Genomic DNA, 22,435 nt, shown 5'->3' with positions numbered 1-22,435 from the left:
ATCACGTCCTTCAACTTCTGTCGTCAGTGGTGGGACGTCGGCGTCCTACCCAGTCTCAGGGCCGGCACCGACAGTTTCCGTCGCTCGCGGGTTCTCGCCTGGTCTCATGTCCTAACCATGCCCCCGTCCCCTTTCGGCACCCTTACATCTTGCTGACGGCGTGCCATGGTTCCTGTCAATCAGCCTGCCGTACGCCGGAAAGTGCCCTACTAGGCATCATGCACATTTATCGGGGAGAGGGGTGTGCCGAGCGTCACAGTCGCTGTGACGTGCGGTAATACAACAAAGCGCGCATCCCGGGCAGGAATGCGCGCTGTGTCGACGTGTCAGGCGGCGTAGGACGGGTAACCGTAGCCGACGACCTGCGAAGTCGGGCGGACGCGCTCCTCGACCTTGCCGTTGCCGGTGTTGCCCTCGATCGTGGAGATCGTGCCGTCGCCGTTGTCCTTGACGACGAAGCCGACGTGCTGGATGTCGCTCAGGCTCTTGCTGCCGCTCCAGGAGAAGAAGACGACGGCGCCCGGCTTGGCCTCGGTGCCCCAGCGGTCGTTGGCGGCGAACCACTTGGCGTGGGTCACGGTGTAGGCGTCCCAGCCGACCTGCGGGCGGGCGCCGGTCTGCTCGCCGACCCAGGAGACGAACATCGAGCACCAGGCGGCGTTCAGGTAGTCCTGGCGGCTGCCGCCGTCGCGGGCGACGGTCTCGGCGGCGCGCTGGGAGTCGGCGTACCACTTCTGGAACTTGGTGCCGCCGCCGTTGGCGTCCTCGGACGTGCCGACCTGGGCGCGGGCCGTGGCCAGCACCTGGGCGGCGGTGACGTTCACCCGGCCCTGGGCCGAACCCTGCGCGGCCGACTGCTGCGCGGCGGTCTGGGCATCGGTCCGGCCCGCGGTCGCGGCGCTGACGGCGGCGGTGGCGCCGAGGGCGCTCGCGGCGATGGTCGCGCCGAGAGCGAGCTTGGCGATGTGGGACGTGGTCATCATGGCGTGCTTTGCCATCGGGGGGTGCTCCTTTGCTCACCGTCCGCGCATGAGGCACGGCGGGTCACAGGTGTGAATCCTGCGATGGTTGATGACGACAGATCTGCGGGGGCGCCTCGACACGGCTGCCCTGCCGTCGCGTACAAACAGGTACAACAGCGCCCTGACCTGGGTAATTCCCACCCCAAAGAATCCCCACAGGACGCTTGTGCGCGGACGGCTTATGCCGTCCGCGCACAAACTGGACCCAACTGACTCTCGCCACGATGCCAAGGCGAGACCTAGGTCGCAAGTCTGATGCACTTGCGAACTACTTGCAATAGTGTCCTCCAGAGATCTACTTCGAGAGGACGGACCCATGGGGGACTACACCCTTCCCGACATGCCGTACGACTACGGCGCGCTGGAGCCCGCCATCACCGGCGAGATCCTGGAGCTGCACCACGCCAAGCACCACGCGGCCTACGTCAAGGGGGCCAACGACACGCTCGACCGCCTGGCCGAGGCCCGCGACGGCGGCGACTTCGCGGGCCTGGTGGGCCTGGAGAAGACCTTCGCCTTCAACCTGTCAGGCCATGTCCTGCACTCGATCTTCTGGGAGAACCTCTCCCCCGACGGCGGCGACCGCCCCGACGGCGCGCTCAGGGCCGCCATCGACGAGCATTTCGGCACGTTCGAGGCGTTCCAGAAGCAGCTCACCACGGCCACGGCGTCGGTCCAGGGCTCGGGGTGGGGCGTGCTGGCCTGGGAGCCGCTGAGCCGCCGGCTGGTGGTCGAGCAGATCTACGACCACCACGGCAACGTCGGAATGAACACCACGCCGCTTCTCGTGTTCGACGCGTGGGAGCACGCTTACTATCTGCAGTACCGCAACGTGCGTCCGGACTACGTCGAGAAACTGTGGGGCCTCGTCAACTGGGCAGATGTGGCCCGGAGGTTCGCTGACGTAACGAGTCAGGCGGGTTGACTTAAGTTCGCAACAATTTATCGGCCCCGCCTCTACTGGTCGGTTTACACAAATAGGTAAGCTGCCTGGCATGCGTGCGCCCTCCGGTTACCTTCTCGCCGCGCGCTATCGGCTTGTGGAGCCGGTTGGTCGCGGCGGCATGGGCACCGTTTGGCGGGCGCATGACGAGTTGCTCGACCGCGACGTGGCGGTGAAGGAAGTACGGCTGCCCACCGTCCTCGACGAGGAGCTGCGCGCGGAGTTGTGCGCCCGCACCGAGCGCGAGGGCAGGGCGACGGCGATGGTGGCCCATCCGTCGGTCATCACCGTCTTCGACGTCGTGACCGAGGACGACCGTCCCTGGATCGTGATGGAGCTGCTCCGGGCCAGGTCCCTGGAGCAGCTCATCCAGGAGCACGGACCGCTCCATCCGCGCCGGGCCGCCGAGATCGGCCGGCAGATCCTCGGCGCGCTGCGGGCCGTCCACGCCAAGGGCATCCTCCACCGCGACGTGAAGCCCAGCAACGTCCTGGTGACCGAGGACCGCGCGGTGCTCACCGACTTCGGCCTGGCCGCGCTCGAAGGGGACGTCTCCATCACCCAGGCCGGCATCGTGCTCGGCTCGGCCGGCTACATCGCCCCCGAGCGGGTTCTCGGCTCCAAGGCCAGCCCCGCGGGCGACCTGTGGTCGCTCGGCGCGACGCTCTACACCGCCGTCGAGGGCCGCGGGCTGCACGGCCGCCGTACGGCCGCCGCCGCGCTGGCCGCGCTGACCAGTGGCGAGCCGATCCCGATGAGCAAGGCGGGCCCGCTGGCCCCCGTGCTCGACGCGCTGCTCAGGATCGATCCACAGACCCGGCTCGACTCCGTGCGCGCCTCGCTCATGCTGGCCCGGGTGGCCGCGGGCGGCTCGGCGGAGGAGCCGCTGGCCCCGCGCCGGCCCGTACGCCCGGTTCCCGTGGTCGCCTCGCCCCCTTTCGCGCGCAGGCCCGCGCACCGCGGGCTGCACAGGGCGGAGGCCACCGCCGCCGCGCTGTCGGTCCCGCCGCCGCGCCAGGAGCGCAGGCCGGGTGAGGGCGTCCACCGCAAGCGGGTCGAACCGCGTCCCAGTCCGTCCACTTATGTCCGTTTCAAGGCTGCGGTGATAAAGTTGTTCCTTCCTCGGCGGTTCTGGCCAAGAGAACTTCGCAAGCGAGGGTAAAGCACTTCCCAAGCGAGAATCGATATCTTCTTCTCATGCCGGAACAGCAGACACGCCTGCTCGCGGAGCGCTACGAGCTCATCGCCCCGCTCGGCCGGGGCACGATGGGGACCGTGTGGCGCGCCCGCGACCGCGCGCTCGGGCGCGAGGTGGCGGTCAAAGAGATCCGCCAGGACCAGGGGCTCACCGAGGACCAGCGGGCCGAGCTACGCGAGCGCATGGTCCGCGAGGGCCGCATCGCCTCGCGGATCAACCACCCGTCCGTCGCCGCCATCCACGACGTGCTCATCCAGGACGACAGCCCCTGGATCATCATGGAGCTCATCGAGGCGCGCTCCCTGGAGCAGGTGATCGAGGAGGAGGGCCCGCTGCCGCCGCGGCTCGTGGCCGAGATCGGCGTCGACCTGCTCGGCGCGCTGCGCGCCGCGCACTCCCAGGGCATCACGCACCGCGACGTCAAGCCGGGCAACGTGCTCATCACCGAGAGCGGCCGCGTGGTCCTGACGGACTTCGGCATCGCCAAGGCCGAGGGCGACTCGCGGCTCACCAAGACGGGCATGGTGATCGGCTCGCCCGGGTACACGGCCCCGGAACGCGCCAGGGGCGAGTACACCGGGCCCGAGTCCGACATCTGGTCGCTGGGCGCGACGCTGTACTTCGCGGTCGAGGGGCGGCCGGCGTACGAGCGGGCCACGATCGCCGAGACGCTGGCGGCGCTGCTCAGCGAGAGCGCCGACCCGCCCACGCAGGCCGGGCGGCTGCGGCCGGTGCTGAACGGGCTGCTCAACAAGGACTACCGGCAGCGGCTCAGCGCCGCCAAGGCGGAGACCCTCATGCGGATGGTCGCCGACACGCCCACGAGCGAGATGCCGGCGCTCACGGCGGAAGCCCTGATGGCCCAGGAGGCCGCGTTGCCCGACCCCTTCACCGACTCCGGCCCACGGCGTCCCGCCGGCTCTCAGGGGCGCCCTGCAGGGGCTCAGGAGGCGTACGGGGCGGGCGCGCCGCCCGTCGCGGGCCCGCAGCCCGGCTCAGGCACACCGCCCGGCTCGGGCCCGCAGCCTGCGCGTCCCGCCGGTGGGCGGCCGTCCGGGCCTCAGGGGCCGTCCGGGGCTCAGGGGGCCGGGCCCGTGCCGTCCGGGCCGCAGGAGCCCGCCAGGAGCCCGCTGGGAGCGCCGACGATGCCCCAGAGCACCGCACCCGGCCGACCGCCGCAGGCGGGCGACGCCGGCGACGAGGGCTTCGAGGGCGGCTTCGACCCCGACCGGACCGTCAGCGTCATGCGCCCCAAGGGGCCGTTCCCGCCGGGGCCCGAGCAGGGCGGCGGCCGTCCGCCGCAGCGCCCCGACGACGAGGGGACCGTCACGACCAGGCACATCGCCACGCCGAGGAGCGGCTCCCCCGGCCAGCAGGTCTACCCGCCGGCCCAGCAGCCGCCGCACGCCGCGCGGCAGCAGGGCCCAGGACAGCAGGGTCCCGGACAGCAGGGCCCGGGACAGCAGGGCCCGGGACAGGGTGGCCCGCAGCAGGCCGGTCCGCAGCAGGGCGGCCCGGTGCCGGGCGGGCCCGGACAGGGTCGGCCGGGGCAGCCGGTGCCGCCCGCCGCCGGCCCGCACCAGGGCCAGGGCCTCGGGACCGACCTGTTCGCCATCGCAGGCCCGCCCGAGAAGCCGCAGGCGGGCAACCGCAACGGCATGCTCGTGCTCATGGCCGTGGCGGCGGCCGCCGCGGTGGTGATCGCCGTCCTCATCGTGGCGCTCATCTCCAGCTGAGCGTGCCGTTCTCCGGTACGACGGCCCGTCCCCGGCCGGGGCGGGCCGGGGCGGGCCGCCCCCGGACTGATCGCCCGGCCGTGGGACAGACTGGAGTCATGAGCGAGTTCAGGATCGAACATGACTCGATGGGCGAGGTCCGGGTGCCGGCGGGAGCGCGGTGGCGGGCCCAGACGCAGCGGGCGGTGGAGAACTTCCCGGTGTCGGGACGGCCGCTCGAACCGTCCCACATCGCCGCGCTCGGCCTGATCAAGGCGGTCGCCGCCGAGGTCAACGGCGAGCTGGGCGTGATCGACAAAGACCTGGCCGAGGCCGTCGCGCAGGCCGCCGCGGACGTCGCCGACAACGAGCACGACGCCCACTTCCCCATCGACGTCTTCCAGACCGGCTCCGGCACCTCGTCCAACATGAACGCCAACGAGGTGATCGCGACGCTGGCCGAGGAGCGGCTGGGACGGCCCGTGCACCCCAACGACCACGTGAACGCCTCCCAGTCGTCCAACGACGTCTTCCCGACCTCGATCCACGTGGCGGCCGCGATCGAGGTGACCTTCCACCTGCTGCCCTCGCTCACCCACCTGGCCGAGACGCTGCACGCCAAGGAGGCCGAGTTCGCGCAGGTGGTCAAGTCGGGCCGGACCCACCTGATGGACGCCACGCCGGTGACCCTCGGCCAGGAGTTCGGCGGGTACGCCGCCCAGATCGACCACGGCGGCACCCGCGTGCGCACGGCGCTGAACCACGTACTGGAACTGCCCCTGGGCGGGACGGCGGTCGGCACGGGCATCAACACGCCGCCCGGCTTCGCGCGGCGGGCGATCGAGAAGCTGGCCGAGGCGACCGGCATCCCCTTCCGCGAGGCCGCCGACCACTTCGAGGCCCAGAGCGCCCAGGACTCCATCGTGGAGCTGTCCGGGCAGCTCAAGGTGGTGGCCGTGTCGCTCAACAAGATCGCGAACGACCTGCGCTGGATGGGCTCGGGCCCGCGCGCCGGCCTCGGCGAGATCAACCTGCCGGACCTCCAGCCGGGCTCGTCCATCATGCCCGGCAAGGTCAACCCGGTGATCCCGGAGGCCACGGCCATGGTCGCGGCGCAGGTCATCGGCAACGACGCGGCGATCACCTTCGCCGGGGCGTCGGGCAGCTTCGAGCTGAACGTCCAGCTCCCGGTCATCGCCCGCAACATCCTGGAGTCGATCAGGCTGCTGGCGAACGTGTCCAGGCTGCTGGCCGACCGCTGCGTGGCCGGCATCACCGCCAACGTCGAGCGCCTGCGCGAGTACGCCGAGTCCTCCCCCTCGATCGTCACCCCGCTCAACAGGCACGTCGGCTACGAGGAGGCGGCCAAGATAGCCAAGCAGGCGCTGGCCGAGCGCAAGACCATCAGGGAGGTCGTCGTCGAACGCGGCCACGTCGCCGACGGCACCCTGACCGAGGAGCAGCTCGACGCCGCCCTCGACGTGCTGTCCATGACCCGGCCGCCGGCGGAGGGGTGATCCACATAGGTCGGCTCGGATCTATGTCGGTTGCACCCATGCGTCCCGGCGCGGCGAGCGCCTAGGGTTCGGGGTATGGCGAAGGAGCTGACTGGGCGGACCGCGCTGGTGACGGGGGCTGGGGCCGGCATCGGCGCCGCCTGCGCCCGGCGTCTGGCCGCCGCGGGGGCCAAGGTCCTGGTGGTCGACAGGCAGGGCGAGGCGGCCGGGAAGGTGGCCGCGGAGGTCGGCGGGGTCGCGGTGGTGGCCGATCTGAGCGATCCGGCCTTCGCGGCGTCGCTGCCCGACGAGCCGGTGGACATCGTGGTGAACAACGCCGGGTTCCAGCACGTGGCGCCGGTCGAGGACTTCCCGCCGGAGGTGTTCTCCACCATGATGCGGGTGATGGTGGAGGCGCCGTTCCTGATCGCGCGGCGGGTGCTGCCCGGCATGTACGCGCGGGGGTGGGGGCGGTTCGTGAACATGTCGTCGGTGCACGGGTTGCGGGCCTCGCCGTACAAGTCGGCGTACACGACGGCCAAGCACGCGCTGGAGGGGTTCTCCAAGGTCGTCGCGCTGGAGGGGGCGGCGCACGGGGTGACGTCCAACTGCGTGTGCCCGGCGTACGTGCGCACGGCGCTGGTCGAGGCCCAGATCGACGACCAGGCCCGGGTGCACGGCATCGGCAACGACGAGGTCGTCTCGACCGTCATGCTCCAGCCGGCCGCGATCAAGCGGCTCATCGAGCCCGAGGAGGTCGCCGAACTGGTCGCCTACCTCTGCGGCCCGCACGGCTCCTTCATCACCGGCACCTCCCTCCCCGTAGACGGCGGCTGGACGGCCCATTAGTGAGCACGCGAGGGAGTGCCGGTGGCTGGAGGAGCGGCGGGAGCGCAGCGACCAGAGCGGAGGAAGCCACCGGCATCTGGCGACCGAGCCCGCCTCACGGAGTGAGGCCATGAGCAGGCGAGGGAGTGCCGGTGGCTGGAGGAGCGGCGGGAGCGCAGCGACCAGAGCGGGGGAAGCCACCGGCATCTGGCGACCGAGCCCGCCGCACGAAGTGCGGCCATCAAAAGCAGGCGGCGGGAGCGCAGCGACCAGAGCGGAGGAAGCCACCGGCATCTGGCGACCGAGCCCGCCGCACGAAGTGCGGCCATCAAAAGCAGGCGGCGGGAGCGCAGCGACCAGAGCGGGGGAAGCCACCGGCATCTGGCGACCGAGCCCGCCTCACGGAGTGAGGCCATGAGCACGCGTTTCTTGGAGTTGTTGGCGCGGGAGGCGTCGGCGGTCGAGTTCGAGGGGCCGATCGTGGAGGCCAGGGCGCAGGGCGCCGATCCGGCCACGATCGAGGAGCTGGAGCAGGCCAAGGTCGAGGCGCTGAAGGTCAGGGCGCTGCTCAGGCGGCGGGCCAGGCGGGAGGCCGAGCTGTCGGCGCTCTACGACACCGCCGGCGACCTGGCCGCGCTGCGCGACCTCGACGCCGTGCTCGAAGCCATCGTCCACCGGGCCAGGCAGTTGCTGGCGACCGACATCGCGTACATGACGTTGCACGACCCCGAGCAGGGCGACACGTACATGCGGGTCACCGACGGGTCGATCTCGGCCAAGTTCCGGGCGCTCAGGCTGGCCATGGGCGCCGGGCTGGGCGGGCTGGTCGCGCAGACGGCCACCCCGTACGCGACCGCCGACTACTTCGCCGACGCCAGGTTCCGGCACAAGGACCACATCGACGTGGCCGTCAAGGAGGAGGGCCTGGTCGCGATCCTGGGGGTGCCGCTGCGGCTGGGCCAGCGGGTGATCGGCGTGCTGATGGCGGCCAACCGCAGCGCCAGGCCCTTCCACCAGGAGGAGGTCTCGCTGCTGGCGAGCCTGGCCGCGCACGCCGCCGTCGCCATCGACAACGCCCGGCTGCTCCAGGAGACCAGGAACGCCCTGGAGGAGCTCTCCCAGGCCCACCGCACCGCCAGGGCGCACGGCGAGGCCGTCGAGCGGGCCGCGCTGGCCCACGACCGGATGACCTCGCTGGTGCTGCGGGGCGGCGGCATCGAGGACGTCGCCGCCGTGGTGACCGAGGTGCTCGGCGGGTCGCTGGCCGTGCTCGACGACCTGGGCCGCCCGATCACGGGCGACGTGGGCGAGCTGGACGCCGGGGTGTTCGAGGCGGCGCAGGCGTCCAGGGCGCTGGGGCGTACCGTGCGCAGGGGCGACCAGCTGATCGCGTCGGTGGACGTCGGCGGCGAGCCGTTGTGCACGCTCGTCCTGCGCAGCGACGACGCCGACGAGCGCATCCTGGAGCGCGCTGCGCTGGTGTGCGCGCTGCTGCTGCTGTTCAGGCGGAGCGTGGCCGAGGCCGAGGGCCGGGTCAGGGGCGAGCTGCTGGAGGACCTGATCTCGCGGCCGGACTCGCCCGGCCTGGCCGACCGGGCCCGGCGGCTCGGCGTGGACCTGCGGGCGCCGCACGTCGTGGTGGTGGCCAGGCACGGCGGCCAGCGGGAGCGGGCGGCGTTCTGGGCCTCCTCGCACGCCACGGTCCGGCACGGGCTGGCGGCGGGGCGCGGCGACGAGGTGGTGCTGCTGCTGCCGGGCGTGGACGCGGGCGGTCTCGCCCAGCGGGTGGCGGCCGAGCTGAGCGCGTCCCTGCACAGCCCGGCGACGGCGGGCGCCTCCCCGGCCCGCCTCCCCGAAGCCTCACCCGGCGGCCCGCCGGGCGGCTCGGGAGGAGGCGCAACCGACCGAGCGCGGGACGTCGCGGAGGCCTACCAGGAGGCGCGGCGGTGCGCCGAGGCGCTGCTCGCGCTCGGCCGGGCCGGCGACGGCGCGAGCCCCGCCGAGCTGGGCTTCGTCGGGCTGCTCGTGGGCGACGGCCGCGACGTGCGCGGCTTCGTCGGCCGCGTGGTCGGCGCGGTGATCGACTACGACGCCCGCCGCGGCACCGCGCTCACCGACACCCTGTCGGCCTACTTCGGCACGGGCGGCTCACCCTCCCGTACGGCCGAGGCCATGCACATCCACGTCAACACCGTCACCCAGCGCCTCGACCGGATCGGCAAGCTGCTGGGCGACGGCTGGCTTGAGCCCGAGCGCGCGCTGGAGATCCAGCTCGCCCTCCGCCTGCACCGGCTCGGCCACACATCCTCCCCGCAGACTGTGGGTCCCGGCCCCATATAAGTGACGCCGGTCACTCCTTACCGTGACCGGCATGGCCACTTCCATCAAGAGGATCGTCGCCGCGAGCCTGATCGGCACCACCATCGAGTGGTACGACTTCTTCCTGTACGGCTCGGCAGCCGCTCTCGTGTTCAACAAACTCTTCTTCCCCGAGTCCGATCCGCTGACCGGCACGCTGCTGTCGTTCCTCACCTACGCCGTCGGATTCGTCGCCCGCCCGCTCGGCGGCCTGGTCTTCGGCCACTTCGGCGACCGGGTGGGCCGCAAGACCCTGCTGGTGGTCAGCCTGCTGATGATGGGCGCCGCCACGTTCCTGATCGGCTGCCTGCCGACGTACGCCACGCTCGGCTCGTCGGCGGCGCTGCTGCTGACCGCGCTGCGGCTCGTGCAGGGCTTCGCGCTCGGCGGCGAGTGGGGCGGCGCGGTGCTGATCGTGTCCGAGCACGGCGACACGGACCGCCGCGGGTTCTGGGCCTCCTGGCCGCAGGCGGGCGCGCCCGGCGGGAACCTGCTGGCCACGGGCGTGCTGGCGGTGCTGGCCGCCTGGCAGTCCGACGAGGCGTTCCTGTCGTGGGGCTGGCGGATCCCGTTCCTGCTGTCGGGGGTGCTGGTGATGGTCGGCCTGTGGATCCGGCTGACGATCACCGAGTCGCCGGTGTTCCAGCAGGCCGAGCCGGAGCCGACCGCGCCGATCGTGGGCGTGCTGCGGCGCCACTGGAAGGACGTGCTCACCGCCATCGGCGCCCGTCTGGCCGAGAACATCTCGTTCTACCTGTTGACGGTGTTCGTCATCACGTACGCGAAGAACGCCAAGATCGACAACTCGACTGTGCTGAACGCGGTGCTGCTCGCCTCGGCGATCCACTTCGTCACGATCCCGATGTGGGGCGCGTTGTCGGACCGGGTCGGCCGCCGTCCGGTCTACCTGGCCGGGGCCGCCGGGATCGGCGTGTGGATCTTCGCCTTCTTCCCGCTGGTGGACACCGGCAACTTTCTGGCGATCACCCTCGCGGTCACCGTCGGCCTGCTCTTCCACGGCATGATGTACGGCCCGCAGGCGGCCTTCTTCTCCGAGCTGTTCGGCACCAGGACGCGCTACACCGGCGTGTCGATCGGCGCCCAGCTCTCGGCGATCGTGGCCGGCGCGCTGGCCCCGCTGATCGCGGTGGCGCTGCTCAAGAGCTACTCCAGCAGCGTGCCCATCTCCGTCTACCTTGGCCTGGCAGCGGTGCTCACGCTGGTCGCCGTCTACACCGCCCGCGAGACCCAGGGACGCGACCTGGCCGAGAGGATCCACGCGCGATGAAGGTCACCACCCCCCGCCTCACGCAGCACTTCCTGACCGTCGAGGGCCGGACGTCCGGCGAGCCCGTGCTGTTCGTGCACGGCAACGTCTCCTCCGGCGCCTTCTGGCGCGACAGCATGGCCGCGCTGCCCGCCCGCTACCGCCCGCTCGCCCCCGACCTGCGCGGCTTCGGCGACACCGACCCCGAGCCGGTGGACGCCACCAGGGGCCTGCGCGACTGGTCCGACGACCTGGCCGAGCTGGTCGAGGCGCTCGGGCTGGACGGCGTGCACCTGGTCGGCTGGAGCCTCGGCGGCGGCGTCGTCCTGCAGCTCCTGCGCGACCGTCCGGCGCTGGTCAGGAGCGTCACGCTGGTCAACCCGATCTCCCCGTACGGCTTCGGCGGCACCGAGGGCCCGGACGGCACGCTCACCCACCCCGACGGCGCGGGGTCGGGCGCCGGAGCGGCGAACCCGGACTTCGTGGCCCGGCTCAAGGCGGGCGACATGTCCGACGAATCACCGACGTCCCCCCGCAACGTGCTCCGCACCGGCTACGTCAAGCACCCGCGGATCCCCGACGAGGACTTCTACCTGCGGTCCATGCTCACCACCCGCGTGGGCGAGGCCAACTACCCGGGCGACGCCGCCGGCTCCCCCGCCTGGCCCGGCGTGGCCCCCGGCAAGCACGGCGTGCTCAACGCGTGCGCCCCCACCCACTTCCGCCTGGACGACCTGCACGAGATCGGCCCCAGGCCGCCCGTCCTGTGGATCAGGGGCGCCGACGACGTGATCGTCTCCGACACCTCGCTGTTCGACCTGGCCCACCTGGGCGCGATCGGCGTCGTGCCCGGCTCCCCTGGCACCCCGGCCCAGCCGATGGTGACCCAGACCAGGGCGGTCCTCGACCGCTACGGCCGCTACCGCGAGGTCGTGCTGGACGACTGCGGCCACAGCCCCCATCTGGAACGGCCCGCCGAGTTCGCCCGCCTGCTGGCCGAGCACCTGGAGGAGGTCTGATGCTCCTCGCCCTGACCCTGGTCGCGAGCCTGCTCACCGCGCCCGCCGCGGACGGTCCGGCCGCGGACGGCCTGACCGTGCCCGGCGCGGAGAAGCTGATCAGCGCCACCCTCGACGACCTGACCACGGCCGGCACCGCACTGACCGGCCACACCGACCCGGCCGACTGGGCCGGCCTGCACTCCAAGGCCACGGTCAACCCGACCGGCGTGCCCGGCACCCAGCTCGACGGCTACTTCCCCGACACCTCCACCGGCAACGCCACGCACGGCTGGAACCACGACTCCCAGTTCGTGATCAGGCTGCCCGACCGGTGGAACGGCGGCCTGGTCGTCAGCGGCACGCCGGGCAACCGGGAGCAGTACGCCAACGACTACACGATCTCCGACTGGGTGCTGTCCAAGGGCTACGCGTTCGCCGCCACCGACAAGGGCAACGTGGGCCTGGCCTTCCACGAGGACGGCCGCCGCCCCGGCGACGCCATCGCCGAGTGGAACGACCGCGTCACCCAGCTCACCGTGGCCGCCAGGTCCGTGGTCAGGCAGCGGTACGGCCGCCCGCCGGCCCGTACGTTCATGGCCGGCCTGTCCAACGGCGGCTACCTGGTCAGGTGGCAGCTGGAGAACCGCGCCTGGCTCTACGACGGCGGCGTGGACTGGGAGGGCACGCTCTTCCGGGTCAAGGGCGACAACCTGCTGAACTTCCTGCCGCCCGCGCTGAAGGCGTACCCGGACGAGGCGGGCGTGCGGGCGGCCGGGTTCGCGCCGGGGTCGGAGTTCCTGTGGCCCTTCCACCGGCAGTACTACTGGGAGCTCACCCAGCAGCTCTACCAGAAGGAGCTGGACCCGTCGTACACGGGCGCGGCGGCCGACTACGACTACGACGCGCGCCGGCCGTACGCCGCGATGGCCAGGATCGGGCTGACCGGCAGGATCACCAAGCCGCTGATCACGATCCACGGGACGCTCGACTCGCTGCTGCCGATCTCCCGCGACTCCGACGTCTACGCCAGGATGGTCGGCCCGCACCGCCCGTTCCGCTACCACCGGATCGAGGGCGGCAACCACCTCGACAGCCTCGTCGACGTCTATCCCGACCGGCTCAGGCCCATGCTCCCGGCCTTCAGGGACGCCTTCCAGGAGCTGGAGGACTGGGTCACTCCTTGAGGTAGCGATGCCTGCCCGCGCGCGCCCAGCGCACGATGTGCCGCGCCCCGGGCAGGCGCCTGCCGAGGCGGTGGAGCGCGGTGTCCCGGCCCATGGGCGAGCGCCGCTGGGGGTCCACCGCGACGGCCGGGCGCGTCTCGACCCGGCCGCGGCGCACCTGGAGGCCGAACCGCAGCCCGATCTCCTCGTCGGACGAGCGCAGCGACGACAGCCAGGCGCCCGGCCCGAGCTGCTCCTCGCTCGGCAGGTGCCGCTTGACCGGGATCTTGGCGACGAGCTGGCCGGCGAGCTTGCCCGGCACGCCGGCCTCGACCAGCGCGGGCGCGCACACCTCGCGTTCCCGGCGGCCGGTGCTGCGCAGCACCAGCTCCAGGGGCGGCCCGCCGCTCGGCGGCACGTACGGGACCGGCAGCACGACGTACACGTGGCCGTCGAGCTGGCGGACGGTCACCCCCGGCGACACCAGCGCGATCGACTCCGAGAACGAGCGCGGCTCGACGGCCAGGCCCAGCTCCCCCTTGTCCGACCAGCACGGCACCACCAGCCGCATCCTGGGCCGCTGGGCCAGCACGCCCAGGCAGTTGAGCGGCCCCTCGGCCCGGCCGACCCGGCTCCTGGCCTGGTTGGCGCCGCTGAACATGCGGACGTGCACCTCCCACTGCCCGGGGCTGAGCGGCTGGCCCATGGCCGCGCTGGTGACGTCCAGGCGGGCCTCGCCCCTGATCTGCACGCGGACCCGGCGGCGGCCGTCGGGGGAACGCTCGACGTGCTGGGTGACCGGCAGGAAGTGCACCACGCCGGTCGTGCTGTGCCGGACGTAGACGTCGATGCGGGCCCGCTCGACGTCGGCCGTGATGTCGGTGACGTCGTCGGACAGCAGCTTGGTGTCGACCGAGCGCGGCGGGATCCAGTGCAGGCGCTCGCCGTCCACCCGGTAGCGGTCGGGCAGGCCGTCGCCGGACATGACCTCCACGGTCAGGCCGAGCACCAGGATGTGGGCGTCCCAGCGCATCTCGGTGAGCTCGGCGCGCAGGCCCGCGCGCCGGGTGGAGTTGGCGAACATGACGATCTGGTCCAGGCGTCCGCGCCGGACGAACGCGGCCACCGCCCGGAGCTGGACCGGCAGGTAGCGGTCGACGCGCTCGGGGAAACGCTCGCCGACGAGCTCCTGGACGACCCGGAAGTGCATGCCGCGGTCCACGGAGGAGTCGGCGAACCTGGCGGTCAGCAGCGGCCTGAGCACCGCTGAGCGGAACCAGTAGGCGTACATGCGGTCGCGCTGGCGGCCGGCGCCGACGTAGGTGTCGATGTCGGTGAGCAGCGTGTTCAGCCCGGCCACGATCACCCGGGGGTCCTCCTCGGGCGCCTCGGGCCGCGGCCCGAGCTGGCAGCAGACCTCCTCGGCCAGGACGGCGATCACCTTGGCCGCGAGGTAGGCCCGCATGACGAACGCCTGCTCGGCCAGCCGGCCGCCGGGCATCCCGAAGCCCAGCTCGTGCTCCTCCAGGAAGGCCCGGCGGTAGAGCTGCTGCGGGACGAGCAGCGTCATCAGGCGCTCGCGCAGGATGTCGGCGCGGGCGCTGCTGCGCTCGAACGCCACCATCGGCGGGCCGTAGTCGCGGGCCAGCCGCCCGATCAGCACGTCGGCGTCGGTCTCGACCGCGCGCTCGTGCATGCGGGCCAGCGCGTCGCGCGCCAGCCGGTCGGTCTGGTCGAGGAAGTAGACGTAATCGCCCTCCGCCGCGGCCATGCCCATGTTGCGGCCGCGAGAAGGCGACCCGGTGTGCGGCAGATGCAGCACCCGGACGTTCTCGCGGAGATCGGCGATGGTGTCCAGCCGTTCCCCGATGCCGTCCGTGGAGCCGTCGTCCACGAAGATCACTTCGTAGTCGGCGGCGGGCAGCGTCTGCTCCAGCGCGGAGCGGATGCACGCGTCCGCGGTGTCACCCGGGTTGTGGACATTGACGATCACACTGACCTTCGCACCCATGCGGCCAGCGTGCGCCGCTCATACACGATCGGGTGAGACGGCTTGCCGATTACAGAAGAAGAGTTGACCTGTTAGTACCATCCTGTGGACTGTGAGTGCCCCCACGCGCCACAAGGCGTGCCGTAACGGCCCTTGATGTAGCCGAGACCCCACGCGATCTGGGTGGTGGCATTGGTCTGCCAGTCGCCGCCCGCGCTGGCCATCTTGCTGCCGGGCAGGGCCTGCGGGATGCCGTACGCGCCGGAGTAGCGGTTCATCGCCCGCTCGTTCCAGCCGCTCTCCTTCTGCCAGAGCAGCTCCAGGCAGCCCCACTGGTCGGCGCCCCAGCCCTTGGCGGCGAGCATCTGCTTGGCGACGGCCTTGTTGCTGCCCGGAGAGGGGTTGCTGCCCGGCGGGAAGTTGGCGGGCGGGAAGCCGCTGCCGCCCGGCGCCTTCTTGGGCACGACCCAGTTGAGCTTCTTGGTGCCGCCGCGGTTCTTCTTGAGCAGGTCGGCCCGGTATGCCTGCTCGGCGGCGTTCTTCAGCGCGTCGGTCTCGGGGTCGGGGGCGAACAGGTTGCCTCCGGCGAGCGCGCCGAGCTGCTCGGCCGTGAACGGATCGACCGGCGGCTTGCCGGCGTTGTCGACGGCGCGATAGGCGACGTAACCGCCACCGCCCACGACCACCACCAGCGACACGACGACGACGGCGACGCGCTTGGGGGTGAAACGCGAAGGCCGGCGGCGCGCCGAGCGAAGGTCATCCTTCGGGGGGCGCTCACTCAACTGCGGACCGGGGCTCACGATCCATGAGCTTGCCCTGTCATGGGGGGTGGTCCGCAACCGGAACGCGGGATTCGGTTGACGTTCTCTTGGCCAACCAGCAGGTAACAACCTTTTTCACGAAAAATTGTGAATTTCGTCACAGACTGGTGGGCGCCTCCCTTCGAGCGCCCGCACCGAAGGGAGGCCGCTTTCAGGCTTCCGCCCCATCTTCAGGATCTGATCCGCACCCGGTCACAGTTTGATGACACAACCCGGATATAGGGGACATGGAATAATAATGTGCGCGTGGCCGGCATCCTCCTTGTAGAAGACGATCCCTCCGTCCGCACAGCCTTGGAGCTGGCGTTGACGCGGCAGGGACATTCCGTCACGTCCTACGCGACGGGCGAGGAGGCTCTGGACCACATCCGCGCCCGCCGCCCCGAGATCGCGATCCTCGACGTCATGCTGCCCGGCATCGACGGCGTCGAGGTCTGCCGCCGCATCCGCAAGCTCGACCAGCTCCCCGTCATCCTGCTCACCGCCCGCGGCGACGACCTGGACGTGGTGGTCGGCCTGGAGGCGGGCGCCGACGACTACGTGGTCAAGCCGGTCGAGCCGCGGGTGCTCGACGCCCGCATCCGGGCCATCCTGCGCAGGGCCGAGTCCGCGACGTCCGACCGCATCACCTTCGGCGACCTGGTGATCGACCGGGGCGCGCTCAAGGTCACGCTGGCCAGCAAGGAGATCCACCTGACGCCGACCGAGCTGCGGCTGCTGCTGGAGCTGGTCCGCCATCCCGGCCAGGTGCTCAACCGCCGCTACCTGCTGCGGGTCGTCTGGGACCACACGCACGTCGCCGACTCGCGGCTGGTGGACGCCTGCGTCCAGCGCGTCCGCGCCAAGATCGAGCCGAGGCCGGCCGAGCCGGTCTTCATCCACACCGTGCGCGGGTTCGGCTACCGGTTCAGCCCTCCGTGATCCCGCTGCCCACCGGGCTGCGGGCGCGCCTGGTCATCACCTTCACCCTCGTCGCGGTCACCGCGTCCACGCTGGTCGCCACCATCGGCTTCGAGCTGGCCAAGACCGCGCTCGTGACCAGGGCCGAGACCACCTCCCTCGACCTGGTGACCCGCGAGCTCGGCCGCATCACCTTCCCCGTGGGCAAGCTCAGGCCGGGCGAGGCGGCGCCGTCCATGAAGGAGCTCGACCAGGTCGTCAGGACGCTGTCCAGCCCCGGCCGCAGCGTCCTGGTCGAGTACGGCAACCTGCTGTCCGCCGACGGCCCGATGACCATGAAGGACGTCCCCAACGAGCTGTACGGCCGGGCCAAGCAGAACGTCGTCACCCAGCGCAAGGTGATCGGCAACGAGCTGTGGCTCATCGTCGGCGCCGAGGTCCACCGGTACGAGCCCGGCGTCGCCCCCGAGGCCACCGGCCTGCGCGCGTTCGTGTTCTTCCCGCTGCACGACGAGGAGAGCCAGCTCGCGACGCTGCGCAACACGCTCACCCAGGGCGGCGCGGTCATCGTGCTGATCGCGCTGGTGGTGGCGCTGCTGTCGGCCCGGCAGGTGCTGCTGCCCGTACGGCGGCTCAGCGCGGCGGCGCAGGCGCTCGGCCAGGGCCGGCTGGACACCCGCCTGCCGGTGCACGGCCAGGACGAGCTGGCCGAGCTGACCGCCAGGTTCAACGACGCGGCGGCGGCGCTGGAGCTCAGCGTGTCGGAGCTGCGCTCGCTGGAGGCCATGTCCCGCAGATTCGTGGCCGACGTCTCGCACGAGCTGCGCACGCCGCTCACCGCCATGACGGCCGTGGCCGACATGCTCTCGGAGGAGGCCGGCCGGCTGCCCGACGCGCCTGCGGAGGCCGTACGGCTGGTGCTGCGCGAGATCGGGCGCCTGCGCGAGCTCGTCGAGCACCTGATCGAGGTCAGCAGGTTCGACGCCGGCACCGCGACGCTCAACGTGGAGCCCGTGAACGTCGCCGACGCCATCCTGGACTGCCTGGAGGTGCGCGGCTGGAGCGACGAGGTGGACGTGACCGCCTCCCAGGGCCTGACCGTCAATCTCGACCCGAGGAGGTTCGACGTCATCGTGGCCAACCTGGTCGGCAACGCGCTCAAGCACGGCCTGCCCCCGGTGGAGGTCACCGCGCGCGGCACCGAGAACGGCCTGGAGGTGAAGGTGCGCGACCACGGCAAGGGCATCCCCGCCGAGGCGCTGCCGCACGTCTTCGACCGCTTCTTCAAGGCGGGCGCGGGCCGGGCCCGCAGCCAGGGCAGCGGCCTCGGCCTGGCCATCGCCCGCGCCAACGTGCACCTGCACGGCGGCACGATCTCCGTACGCGCCCAGCAGCCCGGCACCCTGTTCACGGTCTGGCTACCGCACCAATGACGGCGTCCACGACCGTGCGCGGGGTCCTCGTCGGCGTCGCGGCCCTGCTGGCCGTGGCCGCCTGCGGCATCTCGCCGACCGACGTCCAGACCAAGGGCGCCGCGCCCACCATCAAGCTCCCGCCGCCCTCGAAGACCATCTATCTGATCAGGAACAAGCAGCTCACGCTCGAACCCGCCGACGTCGAGAACGGCACCGTGGGCAGCCTCCTCGGCGCCCTGTTCGCCGCCTCCGAGCAGCCGCTCGGCGACCGCACCACCGAGCTGCACGGCCTGGAGTACGTCGGCATGAAGGACTCGCTCGACCCCGTGCAGCGCGACGAGAAGCAGCTCCCGCGCACGTCCACGCTGACCGTGTACTTCAAGGGCGACCGGCCGCTGAGCAGGCTCGGCAAGGCGCAGATCGTCTGCACCGCGCAGCAGGACGCCGCGTTCGAGCAGGTCAAGATCGTCCGGGAGAGGGACGGCCGCCCCGCCAAGGCGGAGGGGCGGCCGTACACCTGTCCGGAGCTCAGGTGAGCCCGTCGCGGCTCACATCGTGATGTCCTCCAGCATCTCCGTCACCAGGGCGGCGATCGGGGACCGCTCGGACCTGGTGAGCGTGACGTGCGCGAAGAGCGGGTGGCCCTTCAGCTTCTCCACCACCGCCACCACGCCGTCGTGCCGGCCGACCCGCAGGTTGTCGCGCTGGGCGACGTCGTGCGTGAGCACCACCCTGGAGTTGGCGCCGATCCGGCTCAGCACCGTGAGCAGCACCCCGCGCTCCAGCGACTGGGCCTCGTCCACGATCACGAACGCGTCGTGCAGCGACCGGCCGCGGATGTGCGTCAGCGGGAGCACCTCCAGCATGCCCCGGTCGAGCACCTCCTCGATCACCTCGGGCGAGGTGATCGCGCCGAGCGTGTCGTAGACCGCCTGCGCCCACGGGCCCATCTTCTCGCCCTCGGTGCCCGGCAGGTAGCCGAGCTCCTGGCCGCCGACGGCGTACAGGGGGCGGAAGACGACCACCTTGCGGTGCTGGCGGCGCTCCAGGACCGCCTCCAGGCCCGCGCAGAGCGCCAGCGCCGACTTGCCGGTGCCGGCCCGGCCGCCCAGCGAGACGATGCCGATCTCCGGGTCCATCAGCAGGTCCAGCGCGATGCGCTGCTCGGCCGAGCGGCCGTGCAGGCCGAAGACCTCGCGGTCGCCGCGGACCAGGCGGACGGACTTGTCCGGCGCGACCCTGCCGAGCGCCGATCCCTTGGCCGACAGCAGCCGCAGGCCGGTGTGCGCGGGCAGTTGCCTGCCCTCCTCCAGGTCGGCCGTGCCCTTGTCGAAGAGCGTCTCGACGTCCTCCGCCGTCACCTGCAGCTCGGCCATCCCGGTCCAGCCGGACTCGACCACCAGCTCGGCGCGGTACTCCTCGGCCGCCAGGCCGATCGAGGCCGCCTTGACCCGCATGGGCAGGTCTTTGGAGACCAGCACGACGTCGCAGCCCTCGGCCGCGAGCGAGCGCGCGACGGTCAGGATGCGCGTGTCGTTGTCGCCCAGGCGGAACCCGACGGGCAGGATGGACGGATCGCTGTGGTTGAGCTCAACCCTGATCGTTCCATCCCCTGTCGGCATCGGCTCGTCGAGCCTGCCGTGCTGAACCCGCAGGTCGTCGAGGTAGCGCAGGGCTTTCCTCGCGAAGTAGCCGAGCTCGGGATGGTGCCGCTTACCTTCCAGCTCCGTGATGACCACGATGGGAAGGACGACGTCGTGCTCGGCGAAGCGCGTCAATGCCGCCGGGTCGGCCAGCAGGACCGAGGTGTCGAGCACGTACGTGCGCTTGGCCGGCTGGTGAGTAGGGTTGCTCGAGGACACTGCCACACGTTCTCCCCCGGGCGCCCATAGGTGCGGGCACCCTGCAGACGAGGTGGGAACCGGACCGGACCCGCGTCCCCGACCGCAACCTGCCGGCGGAGCCGGACTCCGGCCCCCCTCGGCAAGTGTCGGTGCAAAGGCGGGCCCTCTCCGGGATGCCCGGCCTGTGGCCGGACACTTCCAACGTTACGTCTTGGATACCCGAATGTCGCATCAAGAACCGTAACGCCGGTGTCTCGCAGCGTAATCGCGCAGCGCCCGCAGGAAATCGACCCTGCGGAAGTCCGGCCAGTAAGCCTCGTGGAAGTAGAACTCGGAGTGAGCGCTCTGCCACAACATGAATCCGGACAGACGCTGCTCGCCCGACGTACGGATGAGGAGGTCCGGGTCGGGTTGGCCGCGAGTGTAGAGATGCTCCGCGATGTGTTCGACATCGAGGACCTCCACGAGGTCCTCGATGCTGGCGCCCTTACTCGCATGCTCCTGGAGGAGTGAGCGCACCGCATCGGCAATCTCACGTCTTCCTCCATACCCAACTGCAACGTTCACAATCAGGCCCGGACGGTGTGATGACGCTTCTTTTGCATTTTTCAGGACATTGGCCGTGCGGTCGGGGAGGAGGTCGAGCGCGCCCACCGGGCTGATCCGCCAGCCCTCGTCCACGAGCTCCTGGACCACGTCCTCGATGATGCGCAGCAGCGGCTCCAGCTCCTCGCGCGGCCGGTTGAGGTTGTCGTTGGACAACATCCAGACGGTGACGACCTCGACGCCCGTCTCCCGGCACCAGCCGAGCAGCTCCGATATCTTGTCCGCGCCCTTGCGGTGGCCGGTCGCCACGTCGCGCATGCCCATGGCACGCGCCCAGCGGCGGTTGCCGTCGATGATGACCCCGACATGCCGGGGAACGCTGTCCTTGGACAGCTTGGTCTCCAGCCGGTGTTCGTACAGCCGGTAGACCAGGTCGCGCAGGCCCACGGAGTGCCTCCCCAGCGGTGCTGTGCCTTTGGTCGAATGACCCAACAGGCAATTATCACCGCGTTTCGCCCGTGCCTGCTCCCGCAATGGGATTCCTGGCGAGATCTCTTCCGCCGAGACACCCCTCGGCTTCATGGACCAGTTCGCGAACGAACTCGGACAACTCCGCCGACGTCAGGACGGCCCTCATGCCCACGCCGGTGGCCCCCCACGCCTCGACGTAGGCCCTGCGGGTCAGCCGCCACTGTCCCGGCGCGGGCTGCCAGATGGGGATGGTGCGCAGCTGGCAGCGCAGCTCGCCGCCGCCCACCAGGCCCGAGCGGGTGCGGTAGCGGAAGGAGAACAGCTCGCTCTCCGGCTCCTCGTCGGGGAAGCGGTCGTCGGGGTCGTTCCACCGCCGGGCCGCCCCCCTTCCCTGCCGCGCCTCGTCGACCCCGCGCGCCAGGCGCGCGAGCAGCCAGCCGCACCGCTCCCCCACGCTGCCGTACGGCGTGCCGTCGCGATGGAGCTCAAGGGTGATCTCGTACGGCGTGCCGACGGTGTCCGTGCACGCGACGGGCGTGACCGTCAGGTACGATCCATCGACACAGCGTAGTCCCCCCACGCCCTTCCCCGTTTCCGGCCCCAAGTCAGCTAAACCCGTAGAAACCCCTGGCTGTCTCCCCGAGCACCAGGTCCCGGTCGGTTCCGCCGAGCAGCGCGCCGGTGACCTCCCAGACCGTCCGGTAGTCGGCCGCCTGCAGGGCCACCGGCCAGTCGCTGCCGGCCATCAGCCGGTCCGGGCCGAACAGCTCGACGGCGTGCTCCACGTACGGCCGCAGGTCCTCCACCGTCCAGTTCCGGTGGTCGGCCTCGGTGACCAGGCCGGAGACCTTGGCGTACACGTTGGGGAACGCGGCCGCGCGGGCCAGCCCGCCGGCCCACGGCTCCCACTCGCGGTCCCTGATGCGCGGCTTGGACAGGTGGTCGACGACGATCTTCAGGGACGGGTGCCGCCCGGCCAGCGTCACCACGTGGTCGAGGTGCCTGGGCAGCAGCGAGACCACGTCGAACGTCAGCCCGGCCGCCGCGAGCAGGCCCAGCGACTCCAGCACCTCGTCGCGGACCAGCCAGTCGGGATCGGGCTCGTCGTGGATCAGGTGCCGGACGCCGCGGAACTTCGGATTCCCGGCGTAGCGGGCGATCGCCTCGGCGGCCTCGTCCGGGCGCAGCAGCGGGATCCATCCGACCACCGCGCCGACGAAGTCGTGGGCGCCGGCCAGGGCCAGCAGGGCGTCGGTCTCGGCGTACGAGTCGGCGGCCTGGACCAGCACCGTCCGGTCCACACCGGTCCGTGCCAGCTCAGGGGCCAGGTCGTGCGGCGCGTAGGTCCGGTAGAGGACGCCCGCCTCGGGGGTGAGCCAGGGGTAGTCGCCGGTTTCGAGATCCCAGAAGTGCTGGTGCGCGTCGACAATCACCCCCCAAACCTAGGATGTCTC

19 protein-coding genes are annotated in these 22,435 nt (G+C 71.4%); 12 read left to right on the top strand and 7 right to left on the bottom strand.

Annotated elements, in window-relative coordinates:
- Positions 1-326: 326 nt before the first annotated feature.
- Positions 327-998 carry a CHAP domain-containing protein gene (locus ACIBST_RS31335; RefSeq protein ID WP_397176895.1) on the bottom strand — a complete coding sequence of 224 codons (672 nt, stop codon included), beginning with the start codon at positions 996-998 and terminating at the stop codon, positions 327-329.
- Between the two features lie 340 nt (positions 999-1,338).
- On the opposite strand from ACIBST_RS31335, the gene ACIBST_RS31330 reads away from it, so the two are divergent.
- From ACIBST_RS31330 to ACIBST_RS31290, 9 genes are all read left to right on the top strand, one after another.
- Positions 1,339-1,947 (top strand): superoxide dismutase, encoded by a 609-nt coding sequence (locus tag ACIBST_RS31330; RefSeq protein WP_352330694.1) that lies wholly within the window; start codon positions 1,339-1,341, stop codon positions 1,945-1,947.
- 70 nt (positions 1,948-2,017) lie between these two features.
- On the top strand, positions 2,018-3,127 hold the full coding sequence (locus ACIBST_RS31325) for a serine/threonine-protein kinase (RefSeq protein ID WP_397176893.1): 1,110 nt from the start codon (positions 2,018-2,020) through the stop codon (positions 3,125-3,127).
- A gap of 35 nt (positions 3,128-3,162) precedes the next feature.
- Positions 3,163-4,899, top strand: coding sequence for a protein kinase (locus tag ACIBST_RS31320; protein ID WP_397176891.1), 1,737 nt, complete (start codon positions 3,163-3,165; stop codon positions 4,897-4,899).
- A 98-nt stretch (positions 4,900-4,997) separates the two neighbouring features.
- Positions 4,998-6,395, top strand: a complete 1,398-nt coding sequence (locus ACIBST_RS31315; protein WP_397176889.1) for a class II fumarate hydratase — start codon at positions 4,998-5,000, stop codon at positions 6,393-6,395.
- A gap of 75 nt (positions 6,396-6,470) precedes the next feature.
- The gene (locus ACIBST_RS31310; protein WP_397176887.1) at positions 6,471-7,223 is read left to right on the top strand and encodes a 3-hydroxybutyrate dehydrogenase; all 753 of its coding nucleotides are present in this window, start codon (positions 6,471-6,473) and stop codon (positions 7,221-7,223) included.
- 393 nt (positions 7,224-7,616) lie between these two features.
- A complete protein-coding gene (locus tag ACIBST_RS31305; RefSeq protein ID WP_397176885.1) occupies positions 7,617-9,542 on the top strand; it encodes a helix-turn-helix domain-containing protein in 1,926 nt (641 codons plus the stop codon).
- 31 nt (positions 9,543-9,573) lie between these two features.
- Positions 9,574-10,848 carry an MFS transporter gene (locus tag ACIBST_RS31300; protein WP_397176884.1) on the top strand — a complete coding sequence of 425 codons (1,275 nt, stop codon included), beginning with the start codon at positions 9,574-9,576 and terminating at the stop codon, positions 10,846-10,848.
- Positions 10,845-11,846 (top strand): alpha/beta fold hydrolase, encoded by a 1,002-nt coding sequence (locus ACIBST_RS31295; protein ID WP_397176882.1) that lies wholly within the window; start codon positions 10,845-10,847, stop codon positions 11,844-11,846. The genes ACIBST_RS31300 and ACIBST_RS31295 overlap by 4 nt, the downstream gene beginning before the upstream one ends.
- On the top strand, positions 11,846-13,012 hold the full coding sequence (locus tag ACIBST_RS31290; protein WP_397176880.1) for an alpha/beta hydrolase family protein: 1,167 nt from the start codon (positions 11,846-11,848) through the stop codon (positions 13,010-13,012). Before ACIBST_RS31295 ends, ACIBST_RS31290 begins: the two co-directional genes overlap by 1 nt.
- Here the strand turns inward: ACIBST_RS31290 and ACIBST_RS31285 are convergent.
- Entirely contained in the window at positions 13,002-15,002 is a 2,001-nt protein-coding gene (locus ACIBST_RS31285; protein ID WP_397176878.1) for a glycosyltransferase family 2 protein, read from the bottom strand. The genes ACIBST_RS31290 and ACIBST_RS31285 overlap by 11 nt on opposite strands.
- A 71-nt stretch (positions 15,003-15,073) precedes the next feature.
- Positions 15,074-15,673, bottom strand: coding sequence for a lytic transglycosylase domain-containing protein (locus ACIBST_RS31280; protein ID WP_397177148.1), 600 nt, complete (start codon positions 15,671-15,673; stop codon positions 15,074-15,076).
- 378 nt (positions 15,674-16,051) lie between these two features.
- On the opposite strand from ACIBST_RS31280, the gene ACIBST_RS31275 reads away from it, so the two are divergent.
- The 3 genes from ACIBST_RS31275 to ACIBST_RS31265 are packed head-to-tail and all read left to right on the top strand — an operon-like array spanning position 16,052 to position 18,656.
- Positions 16,052-16,726, top strand: coding sequence for a response regulator transcription factor (locus tag ACIBST_RS31275; RefSeq protein ID WP_125636689.1), 675 nt, complete (start codon positions 16,052-16,054; stop codon positions 16,724-16,726).
- Positions 16,723-18,138, top strand: coding sequence for an ATP-binding protein (locus ACIBST_RS31270; RefSeq protein WP_397176876.1), 1,416 nt, complete (start codon positions 16,723-16,725; stop codon positions 18,136-18,138). Before ACIBST_RS31275 ends, ACIBST_RS31270 begins: the two co-directional genes overlap by 4 nt.
- Positions 18,135-18,656, top strand: coding sequence for a hypothetical protein (locus tag ACIBST_RS31265; RefSeq protein WP_397176874.1), 522 nt, complete (start codon positions 18,135-18,137; stop codon positions 18,654-18,656). The genes ACIBST_RS31270 and ACIBST_RS31265 overlap by 4 nt, the downstream gene beginning before the upstream one ends.
- Before the next feature lie 12 nt (positions 18,657-18,668).
- On the opposite strand, the gene ACIBST_RS31260 is transcribed toward ACIBST_RS31265, so the two are convergent.
- The 4 genes from ACIBST_RS31260 to ACIBST_RS31245 all read right to left on the bottom strand — a co-directional run bounded on the left by ACIBST_RS31260 (position 18,669) and on the right by ACIBST_RS31245 (position 22,414).
- On the bottom strand, positions 18,669-19,988 hold the full coding sequence (locus ACIBST_RS31260) for a PhoH family protein (protein WP_352323269.1): 1,320 nt from the start codon (positions 19,986-19,988) through the stop codon (positions 18,669-18,671).
- A 207-nt stretch (positions 19,989-20,195) separates the two neighbouring features.
- Entirely contained in the window at positions 20,196-20,957 is a 762-nt protein-coding gene (locus tag ACIBST_RS31255) for an isoprenyl transferase (RefSeq protein WP_357974621.1), read from the bottom strand.
- A 55-nt stretch (positions 20,958-21,012) separates the two neighbouring features.
- Positions 21,013-21,561, bottom strand: coding sequence for a hypothetical protein (locus tag ACIBST_RS31250; protein ID WP_397176872.1), 549 nt, complete (start codon positions 21,559-21,561; stop codon positions 21,013-21,015).
- Between the two features lie 25 nt (positions 21,562-21,586).
- The gene (locus tag ACIBST_RS31245; protein WP_397176870.1) at positions 21,587-22,414 is read right to left on the bottom strand and encodes an amidohydrolase family protein; all 828 of its coding nucleotides are present in this window, start codon (positions 22,412-22,414) and stop codon (positions 21,587-21,589) included.
- Positions 22,415-22,435 lie beyond the last annotated feature (21 nt).

The organism is Nonomuraea sp. NPDC049684, from assembly GCF_044465345.1.
GTDB lineage: Bacteria > Actinomycetota > Actinomycetes > Streptosporangiales > Streptosporangiaceae > Nonomuraea.
The sequence above is the reverse complement of the archived record's forward strand: the minus strand, read 5'-3'. Positions and strand labels throughout refer to the sequence as shown.